Source organism: Mesorhizobium sp. B2-3-4, from assembly GCF_006442315.1.
In the GTDB taxonomy this organism is placed as follows: Bacteria; Pseudomonadota; Alphaproteobacteria; order Rhizobiales; family Rhizobiaceae; genus Mesorhizobium.
This window is the reverse complement of sequence record NZ_VFVY01000012.1, coordinates 44,860-67,694: the sequence shown is the minus strand read 5'-3', so window position 1 is coordinate 67,694 and position 22,835 is coordinate 44,860. Positions and strand designations below refer to the sequence as shown.

Annotated in this window: 18 protein-coding genes; 6 read left to right on the top strand and 12 right to left on the bottom strand. The window is 65.1% G+C overall.

Annotated elements, in window-relative coordinates:
* Positions 1-16: 16 nt before the first annotated feature.
* Positions 17-1,456: an aldehyde dehydrogenase family protein gene (locus FJ967_RS18695; RefSeq protein WP_140733299.1), complete on the bottom strand. Its 1,440-nt coding sequence runs from the start codon at positions 1,454-1,456 to the stop codon at positions 17-19.
* A gap of 275 nt (positions 1,457-1,731) precedes the next feature.
* Between FJ967_RS18695 and FJ967_RS18690 the strand changes: the two genes are divergently transcribed.
* From FJ967_RS18690 to FJ967_RS18665, 6 genes are all read left to right on the top strand, one after another.
* The gene (locus tag FJ967_RS18690; protein WP_181175997.1) at positions 1,732-2,391 is read left to right on the top strand and encodes a TetR/AcrR family transcriptional regulator; all 660 of its coding nucleotides are present in this window, start codon (positions 1,732-1,734) and stop codon (positions 2,389-2,391) included.
* Between the two features lie 137 nt (positions 2,392-2,528).
* Positions 2,529-4,940: an FAD-dependent oxidoreductase gene (locus FJ967_RS18685; protein ID WP_140733297.1), complete on the top strand. Its 2,412-nt coding sequence runs from the start codon at positions 2,529-2,531 to the stop codon at positions 4,938-4,940.
* 72 nt (positions 4,941-5,012) lie between these two features.
* Positions 5,013-6,266, top strand: coding sequence for a sarcosine oxidase subunit beta (locus tag FJ967_RS18680; protein ID WP_140733296.1), 1,254 nt, complete (start codon positions 5,013-5,015; stop codon positions 6,264-6,266).
* Positions 6,267-6,286: 20 nt separating this feature from the next.
* Positions 6,287-6,550, top strand: coding sequence for a sarcosine oxidase subunit delta (locus tag FJ967_RS18675; RefSeq protein ID WP_140733295.1), 264 nt, complete (start codon positions 6,287-6,289; stop codon positions 6,548-6,550).
* Positions 6,547-9,426: a sarcosine oxidase subunit alpha family protein gene (locus tag FJ967_RS18670; RefSeq protein ID WP_140733294.1), complete on the top strand. Its 2,880-nt coding sequence runs from the start codon at positions 6,547-6,549 to the stop codon at positions 9,424-9,426. The genes FJ967_RS18675 and FJ967_RS18670 overlap by 4 nt, the downstream gene beginning before the upstream one ends.
* Positions 9,419-9,952, top strand: a complete 534-nt coding sequence (locus tag FJ967_RS18665) for a hypothetical protein (RefSeq protein WP_140733293.1) — start codon at positions 9,419-9,421, stop codon at positions 9,950-9,952. The genes FJ967_RS18670 and FJ967_RS18665 overlap by 8 nt, the downstream gene beginning before the upstream one ends.
* Positions 9,953-9,968: 16 nt before the next feature.
* On the opposite strand, the gene FJ967_RS18660 is transcribed toward FJ967_RS18665, so the two are convergent.
* From FJ967_RS18660 to FJ967_RS18610, 11 genes are all read right to left on the bottom strand, one after another.
* Positions 9,969-10,454 carry a hypothetical protein gene (locus FJ967_RS18660; RefSeq protein ID WP_140733292.1) on the bottom strand — a complete coding sequence of 162 codons (486 nt, stop codon included), beginning with the start codon at positions 10,452-10,454 and terminating at the stop codon, positions 9,969-9,971.
* A gap of 126 nt (positions 10,455-10,580) precedes the next feature.
* Positions 10,581-11,828 (bottom strand): SfnB family sulfur acquisition oxidoreductase, encoded by a 1,248-nt coding sequence (locus FJ967_RS18655; RefSeq protein WP_140733291.1) that lies wholly within the window; start codon positions 11,826-11,828, stop codon positions 10,581-10,583.
* A gap of 25 nt (positions 11,829-11,853) precedes the next feature.
* Positions 11,854-12,645 (bottom strand): ABC transporter ATP-binding protein, encoded by a 792-nt coding sequence (locus tag FJ967_RS18650; protein WP_140733290.1) that lies wholly within the window; start codon positions 12,643-12,645, stop codon positions 11,854-11,856.
* 72 nt (positions 12,646-12,717) lie between these two features.
* Positions 12,718-14,055 (bottom strand): ABC transporter substrate-binding protein, encoded by a 1,338-nt coding sequence (locus FJ967_RS18645; RefSeq protein ID WP_140733289.1) that lies wholly within the window; start codon positions 14,053-14,055, stop codon positions 12,718-12,720.
* Between the two features lie 65 nt (positions 14,056-14,120).
* Positions 14,121-15,161: a branched-chain amino acid ABC transporter permease gene (locus tag FJ967_RS18640; protein ID WP_140733288.1), complete on the bottom strand. Its 1,041-nt coding sequence runs from the start codon at positions 15,159-15,161 to the stop codon at positions 14,121-14,123.
* A 3-nt stretch (positions 15,162-15,164) separates the two neighbouring features.
* On the bottom strand, positions 15,165-16,064 hold the full coding sequence (locus FJ967_RS18635; RefSeq protein ID WP_140733287.1) for a branched-chain amino acid ABC transporter permease: 900 nt from the start codon (positions 16,062-16,064) through the stop codon (positions 15,165-15,167).
* Complete coding sequence (locus tag FJ967_RS18630) at positions 16,061-16,999, bottom strand: ABC transporter ATP-binding protein (protein WP_140733286.1); 939 nt, start codon at positions 16,997-16,999, stop codon at positions 16,061-16,063. The genes FJ967_RS18635 and FJ967_RS18630 overlap by 4 nt, the downstream gene beginning before the upstream one ends.
* Before the next feature lie 121 nt (positions 17,000-17,120).
* Complete coding sequence (gene sfnG / locus FJ967_RS18625) at positions 17,121-18,221, bottom strand: dimethylsulfone monooxygenase SfnG (protein WP_140733285.1); 1,101 nt, start codon at positions 18,219-18,221, stop codon at positions 17,121-17,123.
* Between the two features lie 159 nt (positions 18,222-18,380).
* Positions 18,381-19,814 carry an FAD/NAD(P)-binding protein gene (locus tag FJ967_RS18620; protein WP_140733284.1) on the bottom strand — a complete coding sequence of 478 codons (1,434 nt, stop codon included), beginning with the start codon at positions 19,812-19,814 and terminating at the stop codon, positions 18,381-18,383.
* Entirely contained in the window at positions 19,811-20,989 is a 1,179-nt protein-coding gene (gene ssuD, locus FJ967_RS18615; protein ID WP_140733283.1) for an FMNH2-dependent alkanesulfonate monooxygenase, read from the bottom strand. Before ssuD ends, FJ967_RS18620 begins: the two co-directional genes overlap by 4 nt.
* A gap of 105 nt (positions 20,990-21,094) precedes the next feature.
* A complete protein-coding gene (locus tag FJ967_RS18610; protein WP_181175982.1) occupies positions 21,095-22,804 on the bottom strand; it encodes a polyketide synthase in 1,710 nt (569 codons plus the stop codon).
* Positions 22,805-22,835 lie beyond the last annotated feature (31 nt).

Below are 22,835 nucleotides of genomic sequence, written 5' to 3'. Positions count from 1 at the left end.
CGTTTCTCGAGGGGGATCAGCCGGCGAACGTATAGGCGGTCTTCACCGTGGTGTAGAACTCCATGGCGTAGCGGCCCTGCTCGCGCGGACCATAGCTCGAGCCCTTGCGCCCGCCAAAGGGAACGTGGAAGTCGACACCCGCCGTCGGCAGGTTGACCATCACCATGCCGGCTTCGGAATTGCGCTTGAAATGCGTGGCGTGCTTGAGGCTCGTGGTGCAGATACCCGAGGTCAGACCGAACGGCGTGTCGTTGGCGACGGCAAGCGCTTCGTCATAGTCCTTGACGCGAATGACGCTGGCGACAGGCCCGAAAATCTCCTCGCGCGAACTGCGCATGGCGTTGGTGGCCTCGGTCAGCAGGGCCGGCTTGAGATAGAAGCCTGGCGTCTTGCGGTCGAGCCGTTCGCCGCCGAAGGCAAGCGTGGCGCCTTCGCGGACGCCGATGGCTATATAGTCCTCGTCCTGCTTGAGCTGGGTCGCGTCGACCACCGGGCCGATCTGGGTCTGCGCATCGAGCGCATCGCCGATCACCAGCTTGTCCATGCGCTCCTTGAGCGCGTCGACGAAACGGTCATGGATGCCGCTGGTGACGATCAGACGCGACGAAGCCGTGCAGCGCTGGCCGGTCGAGAAAAAGGCGCCGTTCAGTGCGCAATCGACGGCGACAGCGAGATCTGCATCGTCGAGCACGACCAGCGGGTTCTTGCCGCCCATTTCGAGCTGGAATTTTCGCATGTGTTCAACACTCGCCGCGGCGACGCGTTTTCCCGTGCCGACCGAGCCGGTGAAGGTGATGGCGTTGATGTCGGGGCTGTCCAGCATGGCCTGACCGACCACCGAACCCCTGCCCATGACGAGGTTGAGCACGCCCTTGGGCAGGCCGGCGCGATGCAGGATGTCGACGATGGTCCAGGCACTTTCCGGCACAAGCTCGGCCGGCTTGAAGACAATGGTGTTGCCATGGGCCAAGGCCGGAGCGATCTTCCAGGCAGGGATGGCGATAGGGAAATTCCATGGCGTGATGATGCCGACGACGCCGACCGCTTCGCGCGTGATCTCGACGCCGACGCCCGGACGCACGCTGGGCACCACCTCGCCCGAGAGGCGCAAGGTCTCGCCGGCGAAGAAGTCGAATATCTGCGCGGCGCGAATGGTCTCGCCTATGCCTTCGGCCAGCGTCTTGCCTTCCTCGCGCGCGAGGTTGCGGCCAATCTCGTCCTTGCGCGCCATTATCTCGTCCGAAGTCTTCTTCAGCACGGCGTGGCGTGCCAGCGGGCCAGAGCGGGACCATGCGGGGAAAGCCGCCTTGGCCGCGGCGATTGCCTGTTTGGCCTGCTCGGCTCCGGCCGAGGCATACTCGCCGACGACGTCGCCCGTATCGGAAGGGTTGATGTTGCGGGAGCCAGCATCGCCGGTCCATTCGCCATCGATGAGGTTCTGTCGAAACACGGTCATGTCGGTCTCTTTCTTGCTGCTTGGCCGCGCGGCGGCATTCATTCGGATTGGTATTTGCCAGACAAATGCCTTGCGGGGAAGCAAAGTCTGGGCTGGCGCGCCGCGACAAAATCCTCCCCGCTTTGACGCGGAAGATGAGGGCCGCCATCGCCGACACATCTGCTGCCGACCCGGCTAAATTCAACCTATATCGTTCGGTTTCGGTTGCATGAGGCCATGTACACACATGTACATGGCCTTGATTTGCCCGGGACAGCATGTCATGCGTCATGGCAATGGAAGCCACCGACACGACGACCCAGCGCGCCGGCGCCACCGGCAACATCAAAGCCACGCGCGAAGACTGGCTGAAGCTTGCGCTTGAAACGCTGATCTCGGATGGCGTCGAACGCGTCCGCGTGCTGACGCTCGGCCAGCAGCTCGACGTCTCGCGATCGAGTTTCTACTGGTACTTCAAAAGCCGCCAAGACCTGCTCGACCAGTTGCTGGACCATTGGCGGCAGACCAACACCCGATTCATCGTCGAGCGTGCCGAGCGGCCTTCGGCGACGGTCATCCGCGGGGTGATGAGCATTTTCGAATGCTGGGTCGACGAGAGACTGTTCGATCCCCGGCTGGATTTCGCGATCCGGGCCTGGGCTCGCCGCTCCCCCGCCATCCGGCGCGCCCTCGACGAGGCCGACGAAGAACGCGTCAATGCGATCCGCGGCATGTTCATGCGCCATGGCTACGAGGAGGAAGACGCATTCGTGCGGGCCCGTGTGCTCTATTTCATGCAGATCGGCTATTATTCGCTCGAACTCGACGAACCGATGAGCAGTCGCCTGCCGCATGTCGCCGCGTATCTGCGCAGCTTCACCGGCCAGGAACCGTCCGCGCAAGACGTCGAGGAATTTTCGCGCTATGTCGGGAAAACGGTTTCCGGCAGCCGGTAACCGAAGACTCCCGCAGTTTGTCTCCCAAAGGCCAGCGCTTGTTGTACCTCGCTCCCGCCACGTTGGCTCTCGACATACTGGACACATGTGTACAATGACGATAAGCTTCACCATCTGACCGGGTGGAGTGAGACTGGATGAAATCCCAATACAGGGCGATCGTGATCGGCGGCGGCGTGGTCGGCGCCTCAGTGCTCTATCACCTGGCGAAGTTCGGCTGGAGCGATGTCGCGCTGATCGAGCGCGATGTGCTGACGGCGGGGTCGAGCTGGCACGCGGCTGGCGGCTTCCATGCGCTCAATGCCGACCCCAACATCGCCGCCCTGCAGGCCTATACGATCGACCTTCTGTCCGAGGTTGAGAAGGAATCGGGCCAGGATATCGGTATGCACATGACCGGCGGCATCTCGGTCGCGTCCGCGCCCGAGCGCTGGGAATGGCTGAAGGCCTCCTACCGCATCTTCCAGACTATGGGCATAGACGACGTCCATCTGGTCGGCGTCGACGAGATCCGCCAGCGCTGCCCGATACTCAACACCGACGGCATGCTGGGCGGCCTCTACGCCGCACGCGAAGGCCATATCGACCCCTCGGGCGTGGTGCACGCCTATGCCAAGGCGGCCAGGAAGCGCGGCGCCGACATCATCGAGCACAACCGCGTGCTGGAGCTCAATCGCCGCGCCGACGGCGGCTGGGACGTGGTGACCGAGAAAGGCACTGTCATTGCCGAGCATGTCGTCAATGCCGGCGGTTTGTGGGCCAAGCAGGTCGGCCGCATGGCTGGCATCGACCTGCCGGTTTCACCGATGGAGCACCATTACCTGGTGACGGAGGCGTTGCCCGAGATCCAGGCGCTCGACCGCGAATTGCCGCTGATCGTCGATCTCGAAGGCTTCACCTATATGCGCCAGGAGCAGAAGGGCCTGCTGCTCGGCATCTACGAGGTCAACCACAAGCATTGGAACATGGACGGCGCGCCCTGGGACTACGGCATCGAGCTGATCCAGGAGGACACCGACCGCATCGCCAGCGAACTGGCACTCGGCTTCAGCCGCTACCCCTGCCTTGAGACAGCCGGGATCAAGCGCTGGGTCAACGGCGCCTTCACCTTTTCACCCGACGGCAATCCGCTGGTCGGCCCGGTACGCGGCGTTCCCAACTACTGGGTCGCGTGTGGCGTCATGGCCGGCTTCCTGCAGGGCGGCGGCGTCGGCAAGTCGCTCGCGGAATGGATGATCCATGGCGAGCCGGAAGCGGATGTCTATGGCATGGACATCGCCCGCTACGGCGACTTCGCCTCGAACCGTGAATACATCAAGCAGACGACCGGGCAATTCTATTCGCGCCGCTTCGTCATGAGCTATCCCAACGAGCAACTGCCGGCTGGACGGCCGCTGAAGACGGCGGGCGCGCATGACGCCATGGACGCCGCCGGCGCGCGGTGGGGCAGTTCCTGGGGCATGGAGGTGCCGCTCTATTTCGCGCCGCAGGGATTCGTCGAAACACCGACGCTGAAGCGCTCCAACGCCTTCGACATCGTCGCCCGCGAATGCCGCGGCGTGCGCGAAGGCGTCGGCCTGCTCGATATATCAGCCTTCTCGCGCTACGAGATCAGCGGGCCGCGGGCGCAAGCCTGGCTCGACCGGCTGCTTGCCTGTGCGCTGCCCAGGCCGGGGCGGGCCAAGCTGGCGCCGATGCTGGGCGAAAACGGCAAGCTCAAGGGCGACCTCACCGTCTTCAACTGGGGCGACGGCAACTGGTGGATCATGGGATCCTACTATCTGCGGCAGTGGCATATGCGCTGGTTCGAAAAGCATCTCGAAGACGGTGTTGCGGTGCGCGACATTTCCGACGCGGTCGTCGGCTTTTCGCTGGCCGGCCCCAATGCGCGCCGGCTGCTCGAACGGCTGACGCACCAGGATGTCTCGCATCAGGCTTTCGGCTTCCTCAGTTGCAAGACGCTGGATGTCGGCCTGGTGCGGGCCAAGGTCGGACGGCTCTCCGTCATCGGCGAGCTCGGCTACGAGATCCACTGCCAGGCGAGCGAGCACGCCGGCCTGCGCCGCGCGCTGCTGGCGGCGGGCCATGGTCTGGGCGTGACCGAATACGGCTTCGGCGCGGTAAATTCGCTGCGGCTCGAAAAGAGTTTCGGCATCTGGTCGCGCGAATTCACGCAGGATTACACGCCTGCCGAGACCGGCATGGACCGCTGGATAGCCTTCGACAAGGGTGGCTTCATCGGCCGCGAGGCGGCCCTGAAGCAACGAAACGCCGGATCGAGGCGCACGCTGGTGGCGCTCGAAATCGACGCCGGGGACGCCGATGCCAGCGGCTATGAGCCCATCTGGAACAAAGGCAAGCTGGCCGGCTTCGTCACGTCAGGCGGTTATGGCCACACGGTCGGCAAGAGCCTTGCCCTGGCGCTTGTCGATCGCGATGTGGCCGGCGTCGATACCGAGTTGACAACCCACATTGTCGGCGCCGAAAGAGGTGCGCGCGTTATCGCTTCGTCGCCTTACGATCCGCAGGGCAAGGCGATGCGGGCGTGACCGTAGCGTGCATGCAGAAGACGATGGAATGACCCGCATTTATTCTCCAGAAACAGGCCTGTCCGCCACGCCATGACCAGACGCTATTCCGCTTTGTCGCTGTTCAAGGAAGGCCTTGCCGGCCAGACCGGCTGGAAACAGGCCTGGCGCTCGCCGGAGCCGAAGGCATCCTACGACGCCATCGTCATCGGCGGCGGCGGCCATGGGTTGGCGACGGCCTATTACCTGGCCAGGAATCACGGCATCGCCCGAGTGGCCGTGCTTGAAAAAGGCTGGATCGGCGGCGGCAACACCGGCCGCAACACCACGGTGGTGCGTTCCAACTATTATTATCCGGAGAGCGTCGAGATCTACGGTCTGGCGCACCGGCTCTATGAGGGCCTGTCGAAGGACCTGAATTACAACGTCATGCTGTCGCAGCGCGGCATGGTCAATCTGTGCCACTCGACCGCCGAGATGGAGATCGGCGCGCGCACCGTCAACGCCATGCAGATCAACGGCATCGACGCGGAGTTGTTTTCTCCTGAAGACGTGCGCCGGGTGGCGCCGATCTACAATTTCTCGCCCGACGCGCGTTTTCCGGTGTTCGGCGGCATCTGGCAGGGCCGCGCCGGAACGGCGCGCCACGATGCCGTCGCCTGGGGCTATGCGCGGGCGGCGAGCCGGCTGGGCGTCGACATCATCCAGAATTGCGAGATATCAGATTTCATCGTCGAGGGCGGCCGCTGCCGCGGCGTCCAGACGACGCGCGGCACGATCCGCGCCGAGCGCATCGGCATGGCCGTCGCCGGGCACTCCTCGGTGCTGGCAGACAAGGCCGGCTTCCGGCTGCCGATCAATTCCTATGCGCTGCAGGCCTGTGTGTCCGAACCGGTCAAGCCTATCCTCGACACGGTGGTGCTGTCGCCCGGTACCGGCGTCTATGTCAGCCAGTCGGACAAGGGCGAGATCGTCATCGGCGGCGGGCTCGACCGCATTCCCTCCTATGCGCAGCGCGGCAATCTGCCGACGCTGGAGACGGTGATATCAGGTCTTCTCGAGATGTTCCCGATCTTCGGCCAGTTGAAACTGATGCGGCAATGGGCCGGCATCGTCGACGTCGTGCCGGACTCGTCTCCGATCATCGGGGAATCGCCACTGCCCAATCTGTTCCTCAATTGCGGCTGGGGCACTGGCGGCTTCAAGGCGATCCCCGCCGGCGGCACGCTGCTGGCGAACCTGCTGGCAACGGGCAAGCACAACGACATCAGCCGCCCCTTCGATCTCGACCGTTTCGCCAGCGGGCGATTGATCGACGAAGCGGCCGGCTCCGGCATCGCGCACTGAGACAGAGACCAGAGACGAACATGCAGCTCTTTCCTTGCCCGTTCTGCGGCCCGCGCGACGAGACGGAATTCCACTATGGCGGCGATGCCGGCAATACCAGGCCCGACGGTGGCGACGTGCCGATCGACCGCTGGGCCAACTATCTCTACCTCCGGAGCAATCCGAAGGGCACGGCGCGCGAGATCTGGGTGCATATGAACTGCGGCGAGTTCTTCGTCATGGAGCGCGACACGCTTACGCACAAAATCCTCTCGTCGGCCGAACTTGGCGGGGAGCACGCATGACCGCCTCGCGTCTCGCCACGGGCGGCAGCGCCATCGACCGGTCACGGCCAGTCCGTTTCAGCTTCGACGGCGCGACCGTGGACGGCTTTGCCGGCGACACCATCGCGTCGGCCCTGCTGGCCAACGACGTCGCCGTCGTCGGCCGCTCCTTCAAATATCACCGGCCGCGCGGCATCTGGGGCGCCGGCGTGGAGGAGCCCAACGCGCTGATCGATATCGACGGGGCGTCACCCAACACACGCGCCACGACCGAACCGGCGCGAGAAGGGCTGGTGGCGAAAAGCGTCAACGCGACGCCCAATGCACTCGCCGATCGCAACGCCTTCCTCGACCGGTTCTCACGCTTCATTCCGGCGGCCTTCTACTACAAGACGTTCATGTGGCCGGACTGGCACATGTTCGAGCCGCGCATCCGCGCCATGGCCGGACTGGGCGAAGTGGACAGGAGCTGGGTCTCATCGGGACCGGCCGATCAGGTCAACCATCACTGCGACGTGCTGGTGGTGGGCGCTGGACCGGCCGGACTGGCGGCGGCAAAGCTTGCGGCCGGCGCGGGTCTCTCCGTGACGCTGGTCGACGATCAGCGCGAGCCAGGCGGCTCGCTCGGCTACAGGGACGGTGAGATCGACGGCAAACCGGCAGCGACGTGGATCGAGGAGACGCTAGCGGCACTTGCCGCCGGCGGTCATCTGATCCTGCCATCGACCACCGCCTTCGGCATCTACGACCACAATCTGGTCGGGTTGAACCAACGCCATTTCGATGGCCGGCGCGACACGCTATGGCGGGTCAGGCCAGGCAAGATCGTGCTGGCGACCGGCGCCATCGAGCGGCCGCTGCCATTCGCCAACAACGATCTGCCTGGCATCCTGTCGGCGGATGCCGCACTGAGCTATCTCAGGCGCCATGCGGTGCTGGCCGGCCGCCGCATCGTCGTCGCGACCAACAACGACAGTGCCTATGAAGTGGCGGCCGCTGTCATCGAGGCCGGCGCCGACGTCACTGTTGTCGACATCAGGCGCGATGGCATGCCGGCGGCGCCCGCGAAGATGAAGCTGGTCAAGGGCCGAACGCTTGCCTCAGCCATCGGCAGGCTGCGCGTCGAGGCGGTGACGCTGGACGACGGCAGCAGGCTCGACGCCGATTGCGTGCTGGTCTCCGGCGGCTGGACGCCGACCATCCATCTCTTCGGCCAGGCCAAGGGGAAGCTCGCCTGGAGCGAGGCGCGCGCCGCCTTCCTGCCGGGCGATCCCGTCGACGGCATCGCTGTTGCCGGCGCCGCCGCCGGCGCGGTTTCCCTGTCGGAAGTCTTCACCAGCGCCGAGAAAGCCGTCGCCGCACCCGGTGCGCAAGTGCCAGCCGCACCGCGCAGCACGGGACCAGAGGCAACAGGCGGTATCAGCGCCGCATGGCCCAAGCCCGGCTCGAAGGGGCGCGTCTGGATCGACTACCAGAACGACGTCACGGTGAAGGACGTGGAACTCGCGGCGCGCGAAAACTTCGTCTCGGTCGAGCATCTGAAGCGCTACACCACGCTTGGCATGGCGACCGACCAGGGCAAGACCTCCAACCTGCCTGGCCTGGCGCTGATGGCAGGCATCACCGGCCGCACCGTGCCCGAAATCGGCACCACGACCTATCGCCCGCCCTTCACGCCGGTGCCGCTGGCGAGCTTCGCCGGCGGGCGCGTCGGCCAATCGATGGCGCCGGTGCGCCGGCTGCCGCTGGAAAGCGCGCACCGCGAAAGCGGCGCCGTCTTCCAGGAATATGGCGGCTGGCTGCGGCCGGCCCATTATGGCGGTCGTGATGCCGACGCGGATCGCACGATCCAGGACGAGGCGCGGCGCGCCCGCCAGTCGGTGGCGTTGTTCGATGGCTCGACGCTGGGCAAGATCGAGGTGATCGGGCCGAAGGCGGCCGAGTTCGTCGATTTCCTCTACTACAACACCATGTCGACGCTGAAGCCCGGCCGCTGCCGCTACGGCTTCATGCTGTCGGAAAACGGCGTGGTCTTCGATGACGGCGTTCTGGTGCGGCTGGACGAACACCGTTTCGTCGTGTCGTGCTCGTCCTCGCATGTCGCGGCCGTCCACGCCCGCCTGGAGGAATGGCGCCAGGACCGTTTCGGGTGTGGCGCGGTCTATATCCACAACGCGACATCGCAAATGGCGACGCTGACAGTCTCCGGGCCGAACGCCCGCAAGCTGCTCGAAACGGTCGGGCTCGGCCTTTCGCTCGCCGATGCCGACCTGCCGCATATGGCGATCGGCCACGGCGGCTATGGCGGTAACGAGATCCGCATCGCCCGCGTCAGCTTCACCGGCGACAGGAGCTACGAGATCTCGATCCGGGCCGACCGCGCCGAACCTTTATGGGCGCATCTGCGTGAGGCCGGCAAGGCGTTCGACGCCGTTCTCATCGGCCTGGAAGCGCTGATGATCCTGCGCGCCGAGAAAGGCTTCATCGTCATCGGCAAGGACACGGACGGCACCACACTGCCGCACGATCTCGGAAGCGAAGGGCCTCGCGCCAAGCGCCAGACGGAGTATGTCGGCCGCCGTTCGCTGTTCACCGAGCAGGCGTCGCGCGGCGACCGGCTGCAACTCGTCGGCCTCACCGTGCCGCAAGGCGAAGCGCCATTGCCGACCGGCGCGCACGGTATCAAGCGGAGCGACGGCAGGCTGCGCAGCCAGGGCTTTGTCACATCCAGCTACGAGAGCCCCACACTTGGCCGACCGATCGCGCTTGGCCTGATGGAATGCGGCGCCGCAAGGCATGGCGAGACGATCGAAATGCAACATCTCGGCAAGCTCAGGACTGCGACGATCGCCGCGCCCTGCGCCTACGACCCGGCGGGGGAGCGGCTCAATGCGTGATCTCGCGGAGAAATGGTCCATCGCCCCCGACTGGAGCTCGGCGACCGTCAGCGCACCGGGCCTGGCCGTGCGCGCTGTCTCTGACCTCGACCAATCGCTGGTCGGCGGCGACCTCGACGCCTGGGCGCGTGTATCCACCATGAAGGCCGATGGCGTGGGTGCGTTTGGGGCGGCCAAGGGTGATCGCTATGCCGCGCGGCTGGCGCGCGACCGGCTGCTCGTCGTTTCAAACACGCCGCTGGCTGTTGCCGCCGGTTGGCACGAGGACGGCTTCGCGGTGACGAAACTCAGCGCCGGGCTGCAGGTGTTCGAGGCCGAGGGCCCGGCACTCGACGCTTTCATCGCGCGCGGGACGACGCTCGATCCCAGCCAGCCAAGCGCCAGCGCGGCGCTTTCCTTCGCCGGCGTCAGCGCCATCGTCTACCGCCACGAAAACAGGCTGCGCATCCACGTCGATCGCGGTCTCGCGGCCTATCTCTGGACATGGATGGAGCAGGCCGCCGGCCATATCGCTGCCGACAATTAACCGGCGATGATCACGCTCAGAGCGTGAACGACCAGAACAGGCAAGCCAGGGTCGCGGCGGCGAAGACGACGAAGAACAGGCTGCGCAACAGCACATTGCGGCGCAGTTCGTTCATGACGAAGTGACAGCCGACGATCGCCACGGCAAACAGGAAGCGCCAATTGAGCAGTGCTGAAAGCACGCCGCCCTGGCCGAAGGCCCATCTTGCCAGAAGGCCGCCGACAATGGTGGCGAACAGCACGATCACCGCCCAGAAGATCGCATCGGCGGCATGGGTGAGAACGATGCTGGCGGCGCGGATCGGCAGGATCATCATCAGCATCGCGCTGAAGAAATAGACCGCCGCCAGCGGGATGAAGGTCGCGGCATCGGCAATGCCGTCGAGGCGCTTCACGCCGATAGCGCCGTAGGGGTAGCCGTGCCTGGCCACGGCCAGGCTCAGCGCCATGAGCAGAGCGGTAAAGACCGTGACCAGTGCGAAGGACGAAAGGGCTTTGCTCATGATGTTCCTGTCCAGTGCGAATCAGACAGGAACTTATGTAGCCGATGGTCGTAAACTGCGGGTAAGCTTCCCCGCCGCCAGTACCGCGAGGACAGTAACCGGCGGCGGCGAAACCACCCGGCGAAATCAGCTCCAGGCGTGCAGCGGCGGGTTTTCACCGTTGAGGAAATACTTGCCGAGGATGGAATATTTCCAGCGCACGGGATCGTGCAGCGTGTGCGTGCGGGCGTTGCGCCAATGGCGGTCGAGATTGTGCTCGGCCAGAGTCGAGCGTGTGCCGGCCAGTTCGAACAGCTTGTTGGTGGCGGCTATGGCGATCTCGGTCGACAGGATCTTCGCTTCCGCCGTGACTATCTGGGCATGCGCCACGGTTTCCGTGGTTGGCTCCGCGACCGCTCTGTCGATGGCGTGGCCAGCCTTCTCGAGCAGCGCCTGCGCCGCGTGCAGGCGCAGCGTCAGGTCGCCGATTGCCTGGATGGTGTAGGGATCGTCCCAGGCATTGTCGACGCCGCTGTCGATCCAGGCGCGGCTTCTCGTTCTGATGAAGTGAACCGTCTCGTCGATCGCCGCCTGGGCGATGCCGGTGTCGACCGCCACCTGGATGATCTGGAAGATGGCGCCGTCGGCGGTCGGCCGGTCAAAGCCCTTGTAGCCAGGCACCAGATGCGTCTTGGGCACCTTGACGTTGTCGATGATGACGGTGCCCGACAGCGTCGTGCGCTGGCCGAAGCTCGACCAGTCGTCGATGACGGTCAGGCCCGGCGCGCCCCGATCGGCGATGGCGTACCAGGCGCGGCCCTCGTCGTCGACGGCGACGATCGGCACGAGATGGGCGAGCAACGCGCCCGACGAATAGAATTTGCGGCCGTTGACGACGACATGATCGCCGGCATCGGTGAAGCGGGTCTCGAAATCGGCGGCGCGCTTGGAGCCGAATTCGGAAAAGGCGTTGCCGAACCGCGTGCCCTTCAGCGCTTCGGCAAACAGCAGCTTCTGCTGATCGAAATCGGAGACGGTACGGATGGCGGCGACGACGCCGAGATGGTTCTGGGCGATCTGGCCGATCGAGGAATCCGCCGCCGAGATGATCTCGACCACCTTGGCCAGCGTCGCATAGGACACTTCGGGCCCGCCGAACGCCCTGGGTACGTTGATCGACCACAGGCCGCTCTGCGAGAAGGCATCGAGCTCGGCGACCGGCCAGATCCGCTCGCGGTCGCGCTTGGACGAATCCTTGACGAACTCGGCGGCGAGCGCGTGGGCGATCGCGATCGCCTCGGCGTCGTTCTTGATGATGTGCGCCGGCGCCGATGGCCTGGCTACGGGCGGGACCGCGGCGGAAGCCTGGTCGGTCTTGACGGTTGAGACGGTCATTTCACTGCTCCTTCAAATTTTCGGTTCAAGCGACGGCATGGAGGTGGGTCGGCTTGGCGGCGGATGACGGCTGCTGGCCGAGATAGAGCGCCCTGATGTCCTCGCGCTGGCGAAGATCGGCGGCTGTGCCGGAGAGCACGGAGACGCCGTTTTCGAGCACCGTGGTCCGGTCGGCATAGCGAAGCGCCACCGCCGAATTCTGTTCAGCGACCAGGATCGACAGGCCGGTCTCACGGTTGAGTTTCCGCAGCGTCTGGAAGATGTCCTGGACGACGAGCGGGGCGAGGCCCATCGACGGTTCGTCGAGGACCAGCAGGCGTGGCCGCGACATCAGCGCCCGGCCGATCGCGGTCATCTGCTGTTCGCCGCCCGACGTCAGGCCAGACAAGGTCCGGCGTTTCTCCTTCAGGCGGGGGAAATAGACATAGATCCATTCGAGGTCCGCGCTGATCTCGGCGCGGCGGCCACCGCGGCCGATGCCGCCGGCGACCAGATTGTCCTCGACGGTGAGGCTCTTGAAGCAATGGCGGCCTTCCAGCACCGGCACCAGCCCGGCGCGCACGAGGTCGCCTGGCGTGCGGCGTGACACGTCCGAACCATCATAGTGAATCGAGCCGGCAGTGACCTGGCCGCGCTCGGCCGGCAAGAGGTTGGAGACAGCCTTCAGAGTGGTGGTCTTACCGGCGCCGTTGGCTCCCAGCAGCGCCAGGATTTCGCCGCGCCCGACCTGGAAGCCGACGCCATGCAGCGCGGTGATTGCGTTGATATAGGTGGCGTGGACGGTGTCGACGGCAAGGATGATTTCTGTGTCGGGCATGGTTGTTTCCGCGCTTCTCGAACCTGGACAGGCCGGGCGCTGCGGAGGCATCCGCAGCGCCCGATCTTGCGATCAGTTGGTGGTCACGGCGTTGGCATCGTCGGCGGTGCGCAGCTTGATGCCCTTCTCCTTGGCATAGGCTTCGGCTGACTTTTCGATGATCGGCCGCAGCAGCGCCCAGTCGGGGGCGATCCAGTCGGAGACGACGTTCCACTTCTTGCCGTCCCACTGCTGGAAGGTCACGTAGCCTTCGCCTTCGTGGTTGTCCCAGCTGACATTGATGGAATGGAACAGGTCCTTGGCGCCGAGTGCCTCGACCTTGGCCGGATCGAGCTTGAGGTGCTCGAAGCCCCAGCGGACTTCATCGCCGGTCAGCGTGCGGTGGCCGAACTTCTCCTGCGCGACGCGGATCGCCTCGACGTTGAGGATGCCGTTGACGATGCCCAGATTGTGGTAGACCGAGCCGATGCGCGACTTGTCCTCGAGGTTGCCCTTGCCGGCGTCGTACACCGTCTTCACGATTTCCTGCACCACCGGATAGGAATTGCCGGAGGCCTGGGTGGTGATGGCAGTGTAGCCCTTGGCGGCGTCGCCGGCGGGGATGACGTCCTCTTCCGAGTTCGACCAGACATTGCCGACGATATGGTCGACCGGATAGCCGACCTTGACCGCGGTCTTCAGCGCCACCGGGTTCATCACGCCCCAGCCGCGCAGGACGACGAAATCAGGCTTGGCGCGGCGAATGGTCAGCCATTGCGACTGCTGCTCGTTGCCGGGATGCGGCACTTCGATCTGCTGGACGGTGAAGCCATATTTCTGCGCCAGCAATTCGTAGATCGGGATCGTTTCCTTGCCATACGGCGAGCCATGATAGAGCACGACGATCTTCTTGCCCTTCAGCTTGTCGATGCCGCCTTCCTTCGAGGCGATGTAGTTCACAATGCCTGATGTCTCGCTGTAGGGGTTGAGCAGTAGTGGGAAGACGTAGGGGAAAACACGCCCGTCGGTGGAATCGGTGCGGCCGTGGTTGACCGTGATCAGCGGCACCTTGTCGGCGGTGATGCGGTCGATCATGGCGTAGGCGATGCCGACCGACAGCGGGTTCCAGGCGGCGGCGCCGGCATGGCTCTTCTGGCGCTCGTAGCATTCGACGCCGCGCTCGACCTCATACTGGGTCTCGCACTCGTCCCAGGTCAGCTTGACGCCGTTGACGCCGCCGTCGCGGATGTTGATGAGGTTCAGATAGTCGATGAAGCCGCCGAAGAAGCCGGTGCCGCCGGCCGCATAGGGCCCGACGCGGTAGCTCTGCAGCGGGAAGTACTGTTCGTCGGCGTGGGCGGCCGGCAAGGCCACCGACACGATCATCGCTGCGGACAGCGCCGCCGCCTTGATTGTGCTGAGGAACGTCATGGTCTGGAAACTCCTGAGATGGGCCGTCTTTGATCCGGCTTTTGGTTGATTTTCGAATGGGCTGTTCAGGTCGACTGCCAGGCAAACAGCAGCCGTCTTCGGACCCTGTCCCACAGGGCCACCAGCCCGTCCGGTTCGAGGATCAGAAACAGGATGATCAGCGCGCCGAGCACGATGCGCTGGCTCATGTCGAGCACGCCGGAATCGAAGACGTCGCCAAGCAGGAAGCCGCCGAGGCGCGACAAGCCAAGCGGGAAGACGACGATCAGGGCCGCGCCGAAGAAGGCGCCACGGATCGAGGCCAGGCCGCCGATGATGATGATGAACAGTATCTGGAACGAGCGGTCGAGATCGAAGCCGTCCGGCTCGACGGTCCTGAGATAGGCGAAGGCCCAGATGACGCCGGCGACGCCGATGATGAAGGACGAGATGGCGAAGGCCAAAAGCTTGGTCTTCAGCACCGGTATGCCGATGATGCGGGCGGCCGTCTCATTGTCGCGGATGGCGATGAAGTTGCGGCCCGTTTGCGAAGAGACTAGCCGATAGGCGAGGAAGGTGAGGATGCTGACGACGGTCAGCGCGAAGAGATAGCGGCCGACGGCACCATCCAGCGCGAAGCCGCCGATCGACAGTCTCGGCGCGTCGATGACACCGGAGGCGGAGTTGTTCGAGAACCAGCTGAACTTGGTCAGCGCCCATTGTACGAAGAACTGCGCGGCGAGCGTGGAGACGGCGAGGTAGAAGCCCTTCAACCGCAAGCTGGGCAGGCCAAAGACGATGCCGATGGCGGCGGCGACGAAGCCGGCGAGCACGATGGAGCCGACCAGTGGCAGGCTCTCGATCCGCAAGTTGAAATTATAGGCGGCGAAGGCACCCGCCGCCATGAAGGCGGCGCTGCCAAGCGAGACCTGGCCGGCATAGCCGGTGAGGATGTTCAAGCCGACGCCGGCGAGGCTCAGCGCCAGGAAGGGCAGCAGGATGGCCTCGAACAGATAGCTCGAACCGAAGAGGGGCACGACGCCATAAGCGAAGGCAAGCAGGAGTACGGGTGCGATCCATTTCGGCAGCACCGGCGCGGCGAAGACGTCGCCTGTAATCGCGGCCATGGCTCAGACCCTTTCCACGAGCTTCTGGCCGAACAGGCCGGAGGGACGGACGAGCAGGAAGACCAGCGCCACGACATAGGCGAACCAGCTCTCTATGCCGCCGCCGAAATAGTCGCCGATATAGACCTCGGCGAGCTTTTCGCTGGCGCCGATCAGCAGGCCGCCGACAATGGCGCCGAGGATGGAATCGAAGCCGCCGAGCACCAGCACCGGCAGCGCCTTGAGCACCACCAGCGAGAGCGAGAACTGCACACCGAGACGCGCGCCCCACAGTAGACCGGCGACCAGCGCGACGAGGCCGGCTGCGGCCCAGACCGTCGACCAGATCAGCGGCAATCTCAGACCGACCGCGAGGGCGGCGAACTGATCGTCGGCGACGGCGCGGAAGGCGAGGCCGATGCGGGTGTAGCGGAAGAACAGCGAGAGCAGCACAACCATGGCGGCGGCGACGACGGCGGCGAAAATGTCGAACTGGCTGATCAGCACGCCGCCGACTTCCAGCGGGACATCTTCGATGCCGAGGTCGAGGCCATGCACCTGCGTGCCCCAGATGAGCTGCGCGGCGCCTTCGATGATGTAGGAGAGCCCAAGCGTCGCCATGAACAAAGTGATCGGCGGCTTGTTGGTGAGCGGCCTGAGCACCGTGCGCTCGATGGCGATGCCGATGGCCACCATGATGGCGAAGGTGGCAACCAGCGCCAGTGCGAACGGCACGCCGCGCTCGACCAGGCTGACGAAGGTGAGTGCCGCGAACAGGAGCAGCGCGCCTTGCGCGAAATTCAAGACGCCCGATGTCTTGTAGATCAGCACGAAGCCGATCGCGACCAGCGAGTACATGACGCCTGAAAGCAGCCCGCCGACGAGCACCTCGATGAAGAACTGGTAGTCGAAATCGGCGATCATATGCCTGCCCTTCCTTCATCTTGAGAGAGGGCCTCATTGTCGGAGGCGACGCCGAGATAGGCATCGATGACACGCTGGTCGTTCCTGACCTCGTCGGGCGCGCCGTCGGCGATCTTGCGGCCATAGTCGAGCACGGCAATGCGGTCGGAGAGGCCCATGACGACACCGACATCATGCTCGATCAGCACGACGGTCGTGAAAAAACGGTCGCGCGCGGCGCGCACGAAATCGGCCATCTCGCTTTTTTCGCTCGCCGTCATGCCGGCCATCGGCTCGTCGAGCAGAAGCAGGCGCGGTTGCGCGACCAGAGCGCGGGCGAGTTCCACCCGCTTCTGCAGCCCGTAGGGCAAGGTGCCGGCAAGACGATCGCGAACGGCGGCGAGATCGAGGAATTCGAGGATCTGATCGGTACGGCTCAAGGCGTCGCGGCGCTCGCCGCGCGAGCGGCCGATGCCGAGCACCTGGCCGGCAAAGTTGGAGCGCACCCTGTAGGCGAGACCGGAAGCGACATTGTCGAGAACGCTGAGGCCCTTGAACAGAGCAAGGTTCTGGAAGGTCCGGGCGACGCCGAGATGCGCCAGGCGCTGCGTCGGCACCTGGGTGTAGCCTGCGCCGGCGAGCCGGACCTGGCCACGATCAGGACGGTAGACGCCGCTGATGACATTGATCAGCGAGCTCTTGCCGGCGCCATTCGGCCCGATGATCGCCCTGATCTCGCAGGGACGAACCGACAGGTCGATGTCGGCCAGCGCCACGACGCCGCCGAACGACAGGCCGATGCCCTGCAGCGAGAGCAGCGGCGCGGCAGCATGGGCAGCCGGTACCGCAGTGGTGGCGTTCTCCGGTTGCGCTCCAGCCGGCAGGCCGCGCGCGAATACCTCCGGCGCATAGACCGAGGCCTCCATCACTCCCAAGGCATAGCTGGCCAACGGCATTTCCATCATCCCCGACCGCGCCGGCAGGCGCGCAAAGCCTCATCGCCGCCCGAGGGTTCGAGCGCCGGTCATGCGTCGATGCGCTGGCCGGACTTCTGTCCGGCCAGTTCGTCCGGTTGAGCTATTCCGCGGCCAGCGATGCCGCCTGATCGGCGCCTTCCAACTCGCGAACGAGCGGGATGACATGCTTGCCGAAATACTCGACCTCTTCCTGGAAATGCAGGAAGCCGAGCAGGATGAGATCGGCGCCGGCGCGCTTGAGGTCGACGATGCGCTCGGCGACTTGCCGCGGCGTGCCGATCAGGTTCGAGCGGAAGCCGTCATTGTACTGGACGAGATCGTCGAAGGAAGACTTCGCCCAATTGCCCTCGCCTTCCGGCGACGACTTGCCGGCATTCTTGACCTCATGGCCGAAAGCGTTGACCGCTTCAGGATTGGCCTTGGTGATGATTTCGGCGAGCACCGCCTTGGCCTCGTCCTCGGTCTCGCGGACGATGGCGAAGGCGTTGACGCCGACCTTGACCGAGTGGTCGTTGGCTTTGGCTTTTGCCCTGATGTCGTCGACCTGCTTGGCGATCTCGACCGGCGTGTTACCGTTGGTGAAGTACCAGTCCGACACGCGCGATGCCATGTCGCGCGCGGCACGCGACGAACCGCCCTGGAAGATTTCGGGCAGTTGCGGCGGCTTCGGCTTCAGCGAATATTCGTTGAAGCGGTAGAAATCGCCGCGGAATGTGAAGCTGTCTTCGGTCCAGATCCCGCGCAGCGAACGGATGAACTCCTCGGAGCGGCGGTAGCGCTCGTCATGGTCCAGCCAATGCTCGCCGATGGCGTGGAATTCGCCACGGAACCAGCCGGAGACGAGATTGATGGCGACACGGCCATTGGTGAGATAGCTGATGGTGGCGAGCTGCTTGGCCGCCAGCGCCGGGTTCCACGGGCCGGGCAGGATGGCCGCGATCACCTTGAGCGTCGTAGTCGCCGCCAGCAGGTCGTGGCTGAACGCCACCGATTCGTGCTGCTCGTCGGCGCCGTAACCGGCGGTGAAACGGATCTGGCTCAGCGCATAGTCGAAGCCGGCTTTCTCGGCGATCTGCGCCAGTTTGCGATTGTATTCAGCCGAATGGTTGGTGCGCTGCTCGATGTTGGAGATCACCAGTCCGCCCGACACGTTGGGCACCCAGTAGGCGAATTTGACCGCGTCGTTTTCTGCGTGTGCCATGAACTATCTCCCATTCAGGCGGTTGATTGGCCGGCTGCAGCCGGATGCCGCCAATATTTATTATGTTTATGGAATTTATATACAAAGATGGATTTTCCGTTTTTGACGCCCTTTCCGGACGGAAATACCAATTTTTTGCCACCACACCGGCCTGCGGTGTCAGCGAAATCCGGCAGTCGCGCCAGGCTTCGGAGCCGCTTCAATCAGCCTCACGACCTCGGCCGCGACCGACTGGGCGTGACGGGCGACTTCCGGCAGGCCCATCAGCTCGCCGAAAGTGCCGCGCGCCAGCGGGCCGGCGACCAGCAGCGTCGCCACCGGTCTGCCGTCGCGGCCGATGGCGCGGCTGCCCAGGCTGGTGTCGATGCCCAGCCTGTAGGCATCGGCCCTGACCAGACCGGCCTCGGCCAGCGAGCGCAGCGCCGGATTGGACTGAAGCGCCTGACCATGAGCGGGGCCTGTCGTGTTGATGACGGCATCGAAGCGCACCGTCTCAATCGCTGTGCGGCCGCGCCGCTGGAAGCTGACGGCCAGGCCGTCTTCCTCATCGTTCGATGCGACAAGCCTGGCAGCGATGGTGTCGAATGTGCCCGCCGCCTGGCGGCGCTCTAGCACCTCGGCGACCTGCGGTGCGATCCTGAAGCGATGCACATCCCAGAAGACGCGCAGATGGCGGACCAGCCTTGCCCGCTCACGCGGCGCAAGGGCGGCCCACAGCGCCGCCCCCTGCGAGCGAAGCTGGTCGAACACCGACTGCCAGTTGGCGCCGGCATGCCGCGCCGCCGCCAGCGTGGCGCGGATGGTCTTGAGCAGTCCAAGCGCCGTCGTGGCCGGCACCGAGGCAAAGTCGCCGAAAGGCTCGCCCCTCGCGTCGGGATGGCCGCGTGAGCGCAGACCGCGCCGTGACAGCGCCAGGATGCGGCCGCGATGGCCACGGCGATCGAGTTCTGCGACCATGTCGGCGGACGTCAGCCCCGAGCCGACGATCAGCACCGAGGCCTCCGGCCCGATCCCGGCAAGCGCCGATGCGGCGTAGGGATCGGCGACGAAGCCCGGCGCTTCCGTCAGCGAGGCCAGCGCGTCGGGAATTCCGGGCTGGGGATGTGTCGCCGCCAGCACCACGATGTCGGCGGTGACCGCTCCGGCAGCGGTGTGCACTGTCCAGCCGGCGCCATTGGCCTCCTGCACGACCCGCGTGGCCTGGGCTTTGACGTGGCGGATAGCGCCGGATTTGAGGTATGGTGCGAGTTGCTCAGCGACATAGCGGCCGAAGACACGCCGGCGCGGAAACACATCGCCATTGGTCCACAACGCATCCGCGTCGCGTTTGATTTCCCCGCTGGCCGCCAGCCAGCGCGCGAAATGCTGCGCATCGTCAGGCGCCATGCTCATCCTGACGGCCGGGACGTTGACCCGGTGCGACGGCTCCTGGCTGGAATAGGCAAGGCCGCCGCCAATCACCGGGCGCGGCTCGATCACCGAGATCGACAGCCGCTCCGGCCCGCGCGCCAGATGCCAGGCCACGGCAGCGCCCGAAAAGCCGCCGCCGATGATGGCGACGCTAAGCTGGCGGGCCGGAGGCAGCGCGTTCACGAGGCGCTGGCGAGCGATTTCGGCCGGTGATCGCCGGCGATCGTCTCGCCGAACGGGCCGGTGTTGACGGACGAGCCGGCCGATTTGACCGGATGGTCGGTCGGCAGCTTCGGCAGCACCAGTTCGCCGAAGCGATAGGCTTCTTCCAGATGCGGGTAGCCGGACAGGATGAAGGTGTCGATGCCGAGGCGCCGGTATTCGTCGATGCGCTCGGCTACCGTATCGGGATCGCCGACCAGTGCGGTGCCCGCGCCGCCGCGCACCAGGCCGACGCCGGCCCACAGATTGGGGGCGATCTCCAGCTTGTCGCGGCTGCCGCCATGCAGCGCGCTCATGCGCGCCTGGCCGACCGAATCCATGCGGGCAAAGACCTTTTGCGCCGAGGCGATGGTGGCGTCGTCGAGCCGGCTGATGAGCCTGTCGGCGGCGGCCCAGGCCTCTTCGGTGGTTTCACGCGCAATGACATGCAGGCGAATACCGAAGGAGAGTTGGCGGCCGGCCTTCTCGGCCAGCTCGCGAACGGCGTCGAGCTTGCGCTCGACATCGGCGGGGGGCTCGCCCCAGGTCAGGTACTTGTCGATCTCCTGCGCCGCCACTTGCGACCCGGCATCGGAGGAACCGCCGAAATAGAGCGGCGGATAGGGCGTCTGCACCGGCGGGAACAGCAGGCGGCCATCCTCGATCTTGAAATGCTTGCCCTGATGCTCGACCGTCTCGCCGCGCAGCACGCTTTTGTAGATCCGCAGGAATTCCTGCGTCACCTCGTAGCGCTCGGCATGCGACAGGAAAATGCCGTCGCCCTTGTTCTCCAGCGGGTCGCCGCCGGTGACGACATTGATCAGCAGACGGCCGTTGGAGATGCGGTCGAGCGTGGCGGTCATGCGCGCGGCGAGCGTCGGCGACTGCAGTCCGGGCCGCACGGCGACGAGGAAACGCAGGCGCTCGGTGAGCGGCGCCAGCGCCGAGGCCACCACCCAGGAATCCTCACAGGCACGGCCGGTCGGCAGCAGCACGCCGTAATAGCCCAGCGTGTCAGCGGCCTTCGCCACTTGCGTCAGGTAAGGCAGGTCGACGGCCCTGCCGCCCTCCGTCGTGCCGAGATAGCGGCTGTCGCCATGTGTCGGCAGGAACCACAGAACCTTGATGCGGTCGGGAATGTCGCGAGGGGTGGTCATGACGCGTTCCTGAAGCGAGAACCAGATCGCGCCCAGATTGCTTATTCTATAAATTCTGTAGAGTTAGTTTATTCTAAATCCGAACCGGGAATTGGAAATTCTCTCCTACTTCGATGCAGCGACGGTCGGCAGCGGAAACCGGCGGCGACGGAGCGGAGCTGGTGCGACAGCTATCCTGTGCCCGCAAGGAATGATGTCCTCCCATGCGACAATGCCCCCGGCGAGCCACTGGTCCATGGCCTCGGTGAGGCGCTCGGTGCGTGGCAAGGACATGCTATCGGTTGCTCGCGCATGACCTATGAAGCTCGCAAGCCGGTCAGCGAGATCCTCTTTCGAGGCGACGAGAAAAGCCGCTCGCTGCTGCTTGTTGGGGCTGCCAGCAGCGAGCGTAAAGCAGATGTCGGACAATGATGGCGATGGATTTTGCCGGAGCCATTCCAGCAGCCGTTCGGCGGCTCGCATGATTTCCCCGGTATCCTCGCCGGAGAGCAGGATGGGCAGGACATCCATGTCAGGGGCCGCGATTGCAGATGGTTGACTCAGGATCACATGAGCGTTGCAGCCGCCCAGTCCGTAGGCGTGGATGCCTGCCGAGAACGGTTGGTTGCTGTTGCCGGCAATATCCCGCAAGGGCGTGTTCTCCCGCAGGATCGGCGTCGAGCCGGGACGAAGGTCGGCATCCTCGATCAGGCTATGATGCGACCTCGTTGCCGGCATCACGCCATGCTTCATCGCCATGACCACCTTGATGATCTGGGACAGCCCGCCGGCGGCTTCGAGGAAACCGATATTGCCTTTCACCGATCCGATGGCGATGCCGTCGTCGAACACATGCTGGAAGGCCAGCAATTCGCTGAGGTCGCCGGCGCCGCCATTGCCATGCGCCTCGATATAGGCGACGGCGTCCGGGCCAAGGCCATGCCGGCGATAGGTCTTGCGGATCAGCTCGGCCTGAGCCGCGGCGCTCGGGCGGGTAAGCCCGCCCGATGTGGCGCCCTGGTGATTGACGCCGCAGCCGGTGATCACGGCGTGGATGGTGTCGCGGTCGGCAAGCGCGTTGTCCAGCTGTTTGATGACCAGGGCCGCCACGCCTTCGCCCAGCACCTGCCCGCGCGAGTCCCGGTCGAACGGCGCGCAGCATCCGGAAAGGCTGAGCAGGCCGAGTTCCTGCAGCATGACCAGCCGGCTCGGCTCCAGCAACAGGCTGACGCCGCCAACGACGGCCTGTTCACATTCACCGTTGCGGATCGCCTCGACGGCGCGGTGCACCGCGACCAGGGAACTGGAACAGGCCGTGTCGACAACCTCGCTCGGCCCGTTGAGATCGAGGACGTAGGAGATGCGGTTCGGCACCATCACATGCGCGCTGCCGGCGGCCAGGTACATGCGCGAGATCTCGTCCCACTCACCCGCCCGCGCATAGAACTGGAAATCGGGATTGTAGACGGCAACGAACACTCCGGTCGTGCGCCGCCTGAAATCCTCCAGCGCATAGCCCGCGTTCTCGACGGCGAGCCAGGCCTCCTCCAGCATCAGGCGCTGATGCGGATCGATGGTCTCGGCCTCACGCGGGGAGATGCGGAAGAGGGTGTTGTCGAACGCGAATATATCGGCGAGCACGCCCATCCTGGGCACCTGGATACGGTCATTGCCGCACCAGGCCCACCGTTCGCGTGGCGGCGGCGAAAACAGGTCCGCGCCTTCGATGAGGGAGCGATAATACGCTTCGGGACCGGTGCTGCCGGGAAAGCGGCAGGACATGCCGACGATCGCCATCGCGGCGGGGACGGTGGCGGCCGCCGCTCTGTGCCGCAAGCTGGGTCGATTTTCCGGATGAGTCCACATG